Below are 10,276 nucleotides of genomic sequence, written 5' to 3'. Positions count from 1 at the left end.
AGCGGCACGCCGAATATTTCCTTCAACCTGTGCGACCAGTGGCCTGGGTTGGAGTCCGGCGTGGCCTGCCAGATCCACAGGCCCACCCCGCCCAGCTCCATGGCCAGGCGCAGACGCTCCTCGGCCTCGATGAGGGATTTGTTGTGCTGGCGCAACTGCACGAGCTGTTGCTGAAAGGGTGCAGGCGACCCCATCGGTACCGAAGCCGCAGGCTCTGGGGAGCCCGCGAGGTCACCCTTCACCGGCAACTCACGGCAGGAGACAATGAGGCAGTCTCCCCGATCAGGGCTGGCCACGCGACGGACGCGTGCCTCCACCTGTATCAAATGCCCCAGACGATGCGCGAGGGTGAGGACGAAGGTCTCGGTGGCGTCACGCGAGCGGCTGCGCAGCCACTCCCTCACCTCGAGCGGTGAGGTGGTCGGCAGCAATTGCCAGGGCCGCATTTCCAGTATCTCCACCCGCGACCAACCCGCGAGCTGGCACGCAGCCTCATTCGCTTCCAAAAAGCGGCCGCTCAGGTCCACCAGCAGCACCGCATCCGGATGCTGCTGGAAGATCAGCCCTGCCAATCCCGGGTCAAGCTGGGTGGCAGGCTCTGTCTGAAAGGCAACGTCGGATGGCATGGTGGGATCGTGCGCAAAAAGCGATCATCTCCCATGCCACGACAACCGACAAGAGTTTCCCGCCCATGCCAGTGGTAGGCACGGCACTTCCCAGTGTCAGTGGTTCCCCCAAGCGCCGCCCTGCGGTTCCACCCCACCCCTCGTTCACTTACCCCAGTTCTTGTCGGCGAAGTCCATGTACTTCTCCCAGTCGAAGAGCAGGATGTCGTGCTTGCCGGTGCGATTGTGATACCCCAGGGCCTCCCCGACGCTCACATCCGGCGCGGGCGGCTCTGACACTCCGAGGCCTTTTTTGCCAAAGAGGGCGTACACGGGCTCCGCCAGCTTGGCCCCCAGGAACTCGCCTTTAGGGTCCGCCCAGAGATCCTCCGTGGCACTGGCCACATACACCGGTCGCGGTGCGCACAGGGCGATCAACTCATGCTGGTCAACCGGCAGCGCGGCTTCGTTGATACTGTACTTCTTGAAGTTGCCATTGAACCAGTGGGGGAAGTTGGTGTTGAGCTTGTTCACCGTCTCACCGAAGTGGCGCTTGCTCAGCGCTGCCCCACCCGCCCCGGAGTTGTTGCTGATGACGATGCTGAAGCGGGTGTCCTGCGCCCCGGCCCAGAGGGAAGTCTTGCCCAGCCGGGAGTGGCCAAGCACGGCGAGCCGCTTGCCATCCACCTCTGGCAACGTCACCAGATAGTCCGCCATCCGGCTCAGCCCCCAGGCCCAGGCCCCGATGGAGCCCCATTCGTCCGCCTCCGGCTTGGTCTGCCCTGCCTTGTAAAAGAGCGGCTGCACCCCGTTCTGGAAGCCGTCGTCAAAGTCAGGGTCCAAATCTCCATAGTAGGCGGTGGCCACGCCGTAGCCGCGGGCGATGACTTCGGCGATCGGCCAGCGCCGGGCGTCTGCCCCACGAGACGCCTCGGTGGCACGGTTTTCCGTGACCCCGGTCTCTTTGTTATTGCGGAACCAGCCTTGAGGCACCGGGATGGCGGGGTCCTCCGTCACGGCGTGATTGCCTCCGAAGTTCAGCCCGACAAACACGCCCGCCGGCTTCTCCTTGGACGCGGCATTGGGCAGGTACACCAGCACGTCCAGAGACGGCGCGTCCGCCTTCGTGAAATAGATCCGCACGAGCCGTTGCGTGGCCTTGCCCTCCAGCGCCTTTTTGTTTTCCAGCAGCACTTCCATGCGCCCACCTTCCAGCTTCTTCTCCGGCGTGCGCCCGTACACTTCGGTCTCGAAGAGCTTGAACAACTCTGGACGCCGCTTCTCCAGCCACTGCTCCTTGGTGGTCACCTTGGTGCCATCTGTGCAGGTGAGCGGGTCAGGGATGGCCAGGTTGCCCACGTGGGCCTCGTCCTGGTTGATCACTTCTTGCGGCTTGGCCGCGGTGGCTGGGGCGGTTGCGGTCTGGGCCATGGTGAGGGAGGCGGTGGCCAGCGTCCCCACGCTGAGCATGAGGACTGCGGCGGGCGAATAGCGATGCATGGGAAAAGAACCCTGACTGAAGCGCAAACCTTTCGCCAGAAAATATCATCAGACTTGCCATCCGCCCGCTCACTGGCTCCAATGATGCAAAAAATGCCCGTCCCCTTTTCAGCCGAACAGGTCACTGCCTTGGCTCCGGACACTGCGTCCGTGAAAGCCGGTCGTGGACTCACCAACCCTGCCAAATGGCCCACCCTCGGCTGCAACGACGAGGCCGCGTGGGGCGAATGTCAGGGCAGTGGGTCCAAGCCCTACCAGACGCAGGTGGACTTCACCGGCCCTGGATTCAAGTGCAGCTGCCCGAGCCGCAAGTTCCCGTGCAAGCATGGTCTGGGCCTGCTCTTCATGGCCGTGGATCGGCCGGGTTCGCTGAAAGAAGGTGAACCACCCGACTGGGTGGCCGCCTGGCTGCAGAGCCGACGGGACAAGGCGGAAAAGAAGGCCGCCGCGGTGGAAGCCGGGCCCAAGGCACCCACCGACCCCGAAGCCACCGCCAAACGTGTCGCCAAGCGCCTCAGCCGCATGCGGGAAGGCGCGGAGGATCTGGAGCGCTGGATGACCGACCAGATCCGCCACGGCATCGCCGCCTGGCCCCAGCAACCCCGTGCCCACTGGCAGTCGCTCGCGGCCCGCATGGTGGACTACCAGATGCCGGGCCTGGAAAAGGAAGTCTCCGCCCTGAGCGGCATGCCTTATCAAGGGGAGCGCTGGCCGGCCATGGCGCTCATCCAGATGGGACGACTTCACACCCGGCTGGAGGCATTGCGGCGCTTCGAGTCCCTGGAGCTGCCACTGCAATCCGATCTCCGCACCGTGCTGGGTTGGGCCGTGGACAAGGAGGAGGTCGCGACTGCGGGCGAGCGCATCACGGACGACTGGGCCGTGCTGGGCCAGGAGTTCGAGGAAAGGGAGCGGCTCTGGGAGCGCCGCACCTGGTTGCAGGGACGTCAGTCGGGGCGCATGGCGCTCATCCTCGACTTCTCCCATGGCAATCGGGCGTTCGAGATCCCGTTGGTTCCTGGGACCGTGATTCAGACGGAGCTCCTCTACTATCCCTCTGCCAGTCCCTTGCGGGCCCTGCTCAATGCGCCCCCGGCGAGCACCAGTCCCTTGCAGCGTCCGTTCAAGACCACCCCGGACGTGGCCACGCTGCTGCAGGACTACGCCGCAGCTCTGGGCGCAAACCCGTGGCTCACCCAGTACCCTGCCGTCCTGGCCCAAGTCGTGCCTCTGCACCGGGACTTGGGGCCGGATCAGCCCAGTCAGTGGCTGCTGCGGGACAACCAGGGCACACTCCTCCCCCTTCACCCCTTCACCGCCGGCCGTCACGGTTGGGAGCTGCTCGCCATCTCCGGCGGACACCCCCTCACCGTCATCGGAGAATGGTCGAGTGCAGGCACTCTGAAACTCCTGGCCTGCTGGCACGAGGAGGAGGGCTTCTGCGCCTTCCAAGAGACCGCTCCGGCGTGAGACGCCGCCCCTTCCGTGGCCTTTCTTATTTCATTGCTCCCCGTTTGATTCATGTCCGCTCCGTTTTGGAAACAACTCAGCACCGCTGCCCTTCTGGGCACGGCGCGCACCCCTGCCCTGCCCTCCCTCCCGCAGGATCTCCAGGATCTCGCGCTGGATGAGAGCTCCGCCCCCGAAGCCCGACTGCTCCGCACGGCGGCAGTGGCGGGGCTGGCCCAAATCGCCGGATTGCAACCGGCCTCCACCGAAGAAACCCTGCCCGAGCCTGCCGCACCGTCCCCGCAAGACGTCTGTCGCGATCCCCAAGTGGTTTCCCTGCTGGCTCAAATCGCCACCGAGGGCCCCGAGACTCTGCTGGCGGAGGCCTGCCAGCTTTTGGCCGCCGCCGGGCAGTCTCTGCCCCATCGATTGCTGCCCACGTATTTCGATGCCGCGTATCGCTCCAGCGCCTTGCGCGATCCGGTGCTGAAGGCCGCAGGCTCCCGTGGGGCCTGGCTCTCCGCGAAAAACCGCGAATGGCGCTTCGCCGCCACGGCCGGGATCGATGAAATCGACATCCGCCAGTGGGAGGAGGGTGATGTGGCATCCCGCACCCGTTATCTCCAGGCCCTGCGTCAGACGGACGCCGACCGTGCCAGGGAGCTGCTGGAGAAGACCCTGGCCCAGGAGTCCGCGCGGGACCGCGTCACCCTGCTGGGCGCACTGCGCACCCGCCTGAGCCCGGCCGATGAATCCCTGTTACAAAACCTCCTGACCAGTGACCGCAGCAAGGAAGTGCGCACGCTCGCCGCCCGCCTCCTCTCGGCTCTGCCCCAGTCCGCCTTTGCCCTGCGCATGCAGGCCCGGCTGCAGCCTTGTGTCACTACGGAGAAGAAGCTCTTCCGCACCCACTGGGTGGTCGCACCGCCCCAGAGCTTCCCCACAGATGCCGCCCAGGACGGGATCGAGGAGAAACCACCTGGCAGCGTCAGGGTGGGTGAGCGCGCCTGGTGGTTGCGACAGATTACCGCCCGCACCCCCATCGCCTGGTGGACGGCGCACACCGGCATGACGCCCATGGAACTCGTCCTGTGGGCTGCCAAGACAGAATGGAAGGACGCCCTCCTCCAGGGCCTTGCTGAGGCGGTGACGCTCCAGGACACGGACCCGGCCTGGATCCACGCCATCATCAATGCAGACGTCCTTCCCCCTCAGGAAGCGGCGGAACTCATCGGCGGGCTCGATGCCAAGGACCAGCGCGAAGCCTGGCTCAAGCTGGCCTCCTCCGCCCCCTCCCTGACCTGGTGGCTGCGACTCGTCATGAAGGCCCCCATCACCTGGGACACGGCCTTCTGGCTCGCTGTGGAAAAGAGGATCATCGCCCACCTGCACACCGACGCCGCACAGTACGACTACGAGCTGCGCAATCTCCTGCCCGAACTCGCCTGCCGCATCCCCATGGCCGCCACCTCAAGCCCCACCCCCTGGCCCACCGGTGCCAAACACTGGTCCTCCTTCGAAGACGCCGCCCACCGCTTCCAGCAAACCCTCGAACGGCGCAGCCGGCTGCGCCGAATGTTGAATTCAAAATTATAAATTAGAAATGAACTCCTGATGCCACTCATTTCCTAAAACCACCCTGCCAGCTTTCACCAATTCATAATTGCTCATTCCTAATTCATAATTGTTATGTCCGTTCTCCGTCAGCACGCCGAAATCCAGTTCGCCCAGGAGCTCGATGAACTCCGCAAGTCCGACACCCGGCAGCGTCCGGCCAACTGGGCCCTCTCGCCCTGGGCCGTGGCGACCTACCTCATGGGTGGGAAGCTGGACAATGGGTTCGAGGTAACACCCAAGTACATCGGCAGCCGTCGGCTCATTGAGATCGCCGTCGCCACCCTGGCCACCGACCGGGCTCTGCTGCTCTACGGCGTGCCCGGCACGGCCAAGTCCTGGGTGTCTGAGCATCTGGCCGCCGCGGTGGCCGGCGATTCCACCCGGCTCCTTCAGGGCACCGCAGGCACCAGCGAGGACCAGATCCGCTACTCCTGGAACTACGCCCTGCTCCTTTCGAAAGGCCCCTCCCGTGAAGCCCTCGTCGCCAGCCCCATGATGCGCGCCATGGAGGAGGGCCGCATTGCCCGGATCGAGGAGCTCACCCGCATCCCCAGCGATGTCCAGGACACCCTTATCACCGTGCTCTCAGAGAAGATGCTCCCCATCCCGGAGCTCAACAGCGAGGTGCAGGCCGCCCGCGGGTTCAACGTCATCGCCACCGCCAACAACCGGGACAAGGGCGTGAACGAACTCTCCAGCGCGCTCAAGCGCCGCTTCAATACCGTGATTCTCCCCCTGCCCGACAGCGAGGACGAGGAGGTCCAGATCGTCCAGAAGCGGGTGGCGGAACTGGGCCGCGCCCTGGAGCTGCCGGCGGAGCCGCCCGCGCTGAAGGAAGTGCGCCGGGTGGTGCAGATCTTCCGCGAACTCCGCAGCGGCCTCACCGCCGACGGCAAGACGAAGGTCAAGTCCCCCACTGGCACGCTCAGCACGGCGGAAGCCATCTCCGTGATCAACAACGGCATGTCCCTGGCCGGACACTTTGGCGATGGTCAGCTCAGCGCCTCGGACATGGCCAGCGGCCTGCTCGGTGCCGTGGTGAAGGATCCGGTGCAGGACGGCGTGGTCTGGCGCGAGTACCTGGAGACGGTGGTGAAGGAGCGTGACGAATGGAAGGACCTGTATCGCGCCTGCCGCGACCTTGCTTGATTCAGCCTGCCCGCAATGCCTTTAGTTGCTTCCTAATCCATGGCCTCCCCTGCCAGTAAAGTCCATCTCTTCGGCATCCGCCACCACGGCCCCGGCTGCGCCCGCAGCCTGGCCGCAGCGCTCGTGGACCTCGCACCTGATTGCGTGCTCATTGAAGGCCCGCCGGAGGCGGACGCCCTGCTGCCACTGGTGGTGGAGGAGGGCATGACGCCCCCGGTGGCCCTGCTGATCTATGCCGCAGAGAACGCCCGCCGCAGTGCCTTCTACCCGTTTGCCGCGTTCTCACCAGAGTGGCAGGCCATCCGGCATGCCTTGCAGCATCAGGTGCCCGTGCGGTTCATGGACCTGCCGGTGGCTCACTCCCTGGCCCTGGAACGCCAGGAGGAACCGGAGACTGCGGCCCCTGAAGCGGAGACGCCGGCGGCAGAGGAGTCAACGAACCCACCTCTGGAGCAGGCTACCGATGCAGAGACCGAATCCGAAGCTCTTGAGGATGATGCCGCATCTCCCGCGGAGGATGGAGCAGACGACACGGTCCGCGGCGACCCTCTCGGCTGGTTGGGACGGGCTGCCGGATTCGGCGACGGAGAGGAATGGTGGGAGCATCTGGTGGAGCAGCGCCACGATGGACAGGATCTCTTTGCCGCCATCGAGGAAGCGATGACCGCCGTGCGCGCAGAAGCCCCGGCGACCAAAGATGACGCCGAACTGCGTCGCGAAGCGCTTCGTGAGGCGCACATGCGGAAGACCATCCGGGCCGCGCACAAGGAGGGCTTCCAGCGCATCGCCGTCGTGTGCGGAGCCTGGCACGTGCCTGCCCTCGCCAAGATGCCCTCCGCCACCTTCGACAACGATCTTCTCAAGGGCCTGCCCAAGACCAAGGTGGAGGCCACCTGGGTACCCTGGACCTACAGCCGCCTGGCAGCGGAGAGCGGCTACGGCGCGGGAGTGGATTCCCCTGCCTGGTACGAGCATCTCTGGCTGCGTCAGGATGCCAGCCTGCCGCGCTGGTTTGCCCGCGTCGGCGCTGTTCTGCGGGAAGCGGATCTCGATTGCTCCAGCGCCCATCTCATCGAGTGCGTGCGGCTCTCCGAGTCCCTCGCCGCCATGCGTCACAAGCCGGCACCGGGGCTCACCGAGCTCATGGAAGCCGCCCGCGCCATTGTCGGCATGGGGGACGATACCGCCCTGCGGCTGGTGAGGAAGAAGCTCATCATCGGGGAACGCCTCGGCAGCGTGCCCGAGTCCGCCCCCACGGTGCCCTTGCAACGGGATTTGCAGAAGCTGCAAAAGAGCCTGCGCCTGAAAGTGAGCCCTACGCAGGAGACGCTCGATCTGGATCTGCGCAAGGAGAACGACCTGCTGCGCAGCCATCTGCTCCACCGCCTGCGCCTTCTCCGCGTGCCTTGGGGAGAGGTGACCGATGCCCGCAGCGGCAAAGGTACTTTCCATGAACTCTGGCGCATCCAGTGGAAGCCCGAGTTTGCCGTGGCCTTGATCGAAGCCTCCCCCTGGGGCGGCACGGTGGAAGATGCCGCCGCCGGCTTTGCGAGGGATCAGGCTGCCCGGGCGACCGATCTGCCCACCCTGACCATCCTCGTCAAAGAAGCCCTTCTGGCGAACCTCTCTGCGGCCTTGACCGTGATCGTCCACGAACTGGAAAATCGTGCCGCAGTGACGGGCGATATCACCCAGCTCATGGGGGCCGTACCTGCCCTGGCCCAAGTCTCCCGCTACGGGGACGTGCGCAAGACGGACAGCGCCCAGGTGCTGCATGTGCTGGATGGCATGCTCACCCGCATCTGCATCGGCGTCCCCAACGCCTGCGCTTCCCTCGATGATGAAGCCGCAGCTGCCATGAACAGGCAGATCACCGCCGTTCACCAGGCGGTGAAACTGCTGGAAGGGGCTCCGCACCTCTCCTCCTGGTTGCGTGCCCTCACCCTGGTGGCCGATGGCAACGGCATTCACGGGCAGGTGGCCGGTCTTTGCGCCCGGCTGATTCTGGATGAGAAGTCAGAGGACGATGCCGTGGCCGCTGTGTCAGCCCGTATGAGCCGCGCCCTCTCTCGCGGCACGCCGCCGGAGTCAGGTGCCGCCTGGCTAGAAGGTTTCCTGAACCAGAGTGGCATGGTGCTCCTGCATGATGACGCCTTGTTCCGCCTGCTGGATGACTGGGTCCGTTCCCTCACCCCAGATCACTTCACCGCCATTCTTCCCCTGGTGCGCCGCACCTTCGCCCTTCTCGCCAGTGCAGAACGTCGACAAGTCGGCGAACGCGCCCGCCAGCACGGCGGAGCCGCGTCAGGTTCATCTGGCGGTGGAAACACCGGAGACAGCACGGATCTCGCCTGGGATTCCGAGCGGGTCCGCCTGGTCGTGCCCGTCCTGCGCCAGATCTTTGGCCTTCCCTCCTGATCCACCTTTTTCATCTCCTTTCCCATTGTGCTTTCCATGAACTCCAATGCCGCCCCCGCTCCCACCATCGATCCGCAGGAACAGCTTCGCCGCTGGCGGCTCATCCTGGGCGGAGAGGGAGCCGACGGGACAGGTCTGGCCCTCTCTGGTGCCGACCTGGAAATGGACCGGGTTCTCGGAGAGCTCTACGACGCTGAAGAAGGCAAGGGACTCCAGTCCCGGAACCGGTCTTCCAAGGGCGGCACCGAAGGCAGCCGCCCCCGGGTGGCCCGCTGGCTGGGGGACATCCGCAAGTACTTTCCTTCAACCGTGGTGCGGGTCATGCAAAAGGACGCGCTCGACCGGTTGAAGCTGCAGGAGATGTTGACCGAGCCAGAAATGCTGGAGGCCGTGGAACCCGATGTGCATCTGGTGGCCAATCTCATCGCGCTTAACAGCATCCTGCCCGCCAAGACCAAGGAGACCGCCCGCCTCGTGGTGCGCCGTGTCGTGGACGAGTTGATTCGCAAACTGGAGGAACCCATCCGCTCCGCCGTGAGTGGTGCCTTGAACCGCGCGGAGCGCAACTTGCGGCCCCGCATCGCCGAGATGGACTGGCCCCGCACCATCCAGGCCAACCTCAAACACTGGCAGCCCGAGCACCAGACGATTGTCCCGGAAAAGCGCATCGGCTTCGGTCGCAAGAAACAGCGCACCCAGCGCCAGATCATCCTCTGCATCGATCAGAGCGGCAGCATGGCCGCCTCCGTGGTGTACTCCAGTATCTGCGGGGCCGTACTGGCCAGCCTGCCCTCGGTGAAAACCCACCTCGTGGTCTTTGATACCTCAGTGGTGGATCTCACTGACCAACTGGACGATCCGGTCGAGCTCCTCTTCGGCACCCAGCTCGGCGGCGGCACCGATATCAACCGCGCCGTGGGCTACTGCCAGAGCCTCATCACCGATCCTGCCAACACCATCCTCGTGCTTATCTCTGACCTCATCGAGGGCGGGGTCGAGCAGAACCTCCTGCGTCGCACCTCCGACCTCGTCGAGAGCGGCGTGCAGTTCCTCGCCCTCCTGGCCCTCAGCGATGAAGGCTCGCCCTGTTATGACCACGAACTCGCCGCCAAGATGGGCGCCCTTGGTGTCCCCTCCTTCGCCTGCACCCCCGACCTCTTCCCCGACCTCATGGCCTCCGCCATCAAACGCGAAGACATCAACTCCTGGGCCGCCAAGCATGAAGTGGTAACCACTCGGGGAGACTCAAGACGTTAAGACACAAGACTCAAGACTCGGGCTCAGGCCCGACGAAGCGATCAGTAAAAGGAGGGAGGGACATTGTTGTCCCGGTCCGCCCCAAGGGGCCCACGAGGTGGCTCCGCAGCTGCACTTTTCACTGCACTGCTCATCGGGAAGAGGCTGCCTGGGGTGTCTATTCCGCCGCGCACCTCGGCCATGGAGCAGACCTTGGTAGTGCCTGCCAAGGAACCTGGGGGTCTGACGTCGGGGTGTTGATGGCGGTGGGTGAAAGCAGATGCTGTCGGCCTTCCCACCTG

General features: G+C 65.0%; 7 protein-coding genes. 5 read left to right on the top strand and 2 right to left on the bottom strand.

The genetic code is table 11. The features are described 5' to 3' along the window. Together BV106_RS07090 and BV106_RS07085 are read right to left on the bottom strand one after the other, a co-directional pair. Positions 1–626: PAS domain-containing protein (locus BV106_RS07090; RefSeq protein WP_038162555.1), on the bottom strand; the 626-nt coding region annotated here is incomplete at its 3' end. Positions 627–770: 144 nt separating this feature from the next. After that, a complete protein-coding gene (locus BV106_RS07085) occupies positions 771–2,105 on the bottom strand; it encodes an acetylxylan esterase (RefSeq protein ID WP_081891574.1) in 1,335 nt (444 codons plus the stop codon). Positions 2,106–2,198: 93 nt separating this feature from the next. On the opposite strand from BV106_RS07085, the gene BV106_RS07080 reads away from it, so the two are divergent. From BV106_RS07080 to BV106_RS07060, 5 genes are all read left to right on the top strand, one after another. Continuing rightward, positions 2,199–3,575 carry an SWIM zinc finger family protein gene (locus BV106_RS07080; RefSeq protein WP_063767907.1) on the top strand — a complete coding sequence of 459 codons (1,377 nt, stop codon included), beginning with the start codon at positions 2,199–2,201 and terminating at the stop codon, positions 3,573–3,575. Positions 3,576–3,626: 51 nt separating this feature from the next. Further along, positions 3,627–5,150: a DUF5691 domain-containing protein gene (locus tag BV106_RS07075; RefSeq protein ID WP_038162552.1), complete on the top strand. Its 1,524-nt coding sequence runs from the start codon at positions 3,627–3,629 to the stop codon at positions 5,148–5,150. A 93-nt stretch (positions 5,151–5,243) separates the two neighbouring features. Next, positions 5,244–6,320, top strand: coding sequence for an AAA family ATPase (locus BV106_RS07070; RefSeq protein ID WP_038162549.1), 1,077 nt, complete (start codon positions 5,244–5,246; stop codon positions 6,318–6,320). A 39-nt stretch (positions 6,321–6,359) separates the two neighbouring features. Next, positions 6,360–8,738 carry a DUF5682 family protein gene (locus tag BV106_RS07065; RefSeq protein ID WP_038162547.1) on the top strand — a complete coding sequence of 793 codons (2,379 nt, stop codon included), beginning with the start codon at positions 6,360–6,362 and terminating at the stop codon, positions 8,736–8,738. 36 nt (positions 8,739–8,774) lie between these two features. Further along, on the top strand, positions 8,775–9,995 hold the full coding sequence (locus BV106_RS07060) for a VWA domain-containing protein (protein WP_038162544.1): 1,221 nt from the start codon (positions 8,775–8,777) through the stop codon (positions 9,993–9,995). Positions 9,996–10,276: the final 281 nt, after the last annotated feature.

Source organism: Verrucomicrobium sp. BvORR106, assembly GCF_000739655.1.
Lineage (GTDB): Bacteria > Verrucomicrobiota > Verrucomicrobiia > Verrucomicrobiales > Verrucomicrobiaceae > Verrucomicrobium.
The sequence above is the reverse complement of the archived record's forward strand: the minus strand, read 5'-3'. Positions and strand labels throughout refer to the sequence as shown.

Bases quoted from the DNA above. Each gene is read 5' to 3' on its own strand.
- BV106_RS07075 (WP_038162552.1), top strand. From the start codon at position 3,627: ATGTCCGCTCCGTTTTGGAAACAACTCAGCACCGCTGCCCTTCTGGGC.
- BV106_RS07060 (WP_038162544.1), top strand. From the start codon at position 8,775: ATGAACTCCAATGCCGCCCCCGCTCCCACCATCGATCCGCAGGAACAG.
- BV106_RS07065 (WP_038162547.1), top strand. From the start codon at position 6,360: ATGGCCTCCCCTGCCAGTAAAGTCCATCTCTTCGGCATCCGCCACCAC.
- BV106_RS07070 (WP_038162549.1), top strand. From the start codon at position 5,244: ATGTCCGTTCTCCGTCAGCACGCCGAAATCCAGTTCGCCCAGGAGCTC.
- BV106_RS07085 (WP_081891574.1), bottom strand. From the start codon at position 2,105: ATGCATCGCTATTCGCCCGCCGCAGTCCTCATGCTCAGCGTGGGGACG.
- BV106_RS07080 (WP_063767907.1), top strand. From the start codon at position 2,199: ATGCCCGTCCCCTTTTCAGCCGAACAGGTCACTGCCTTGGCTCCGGAC.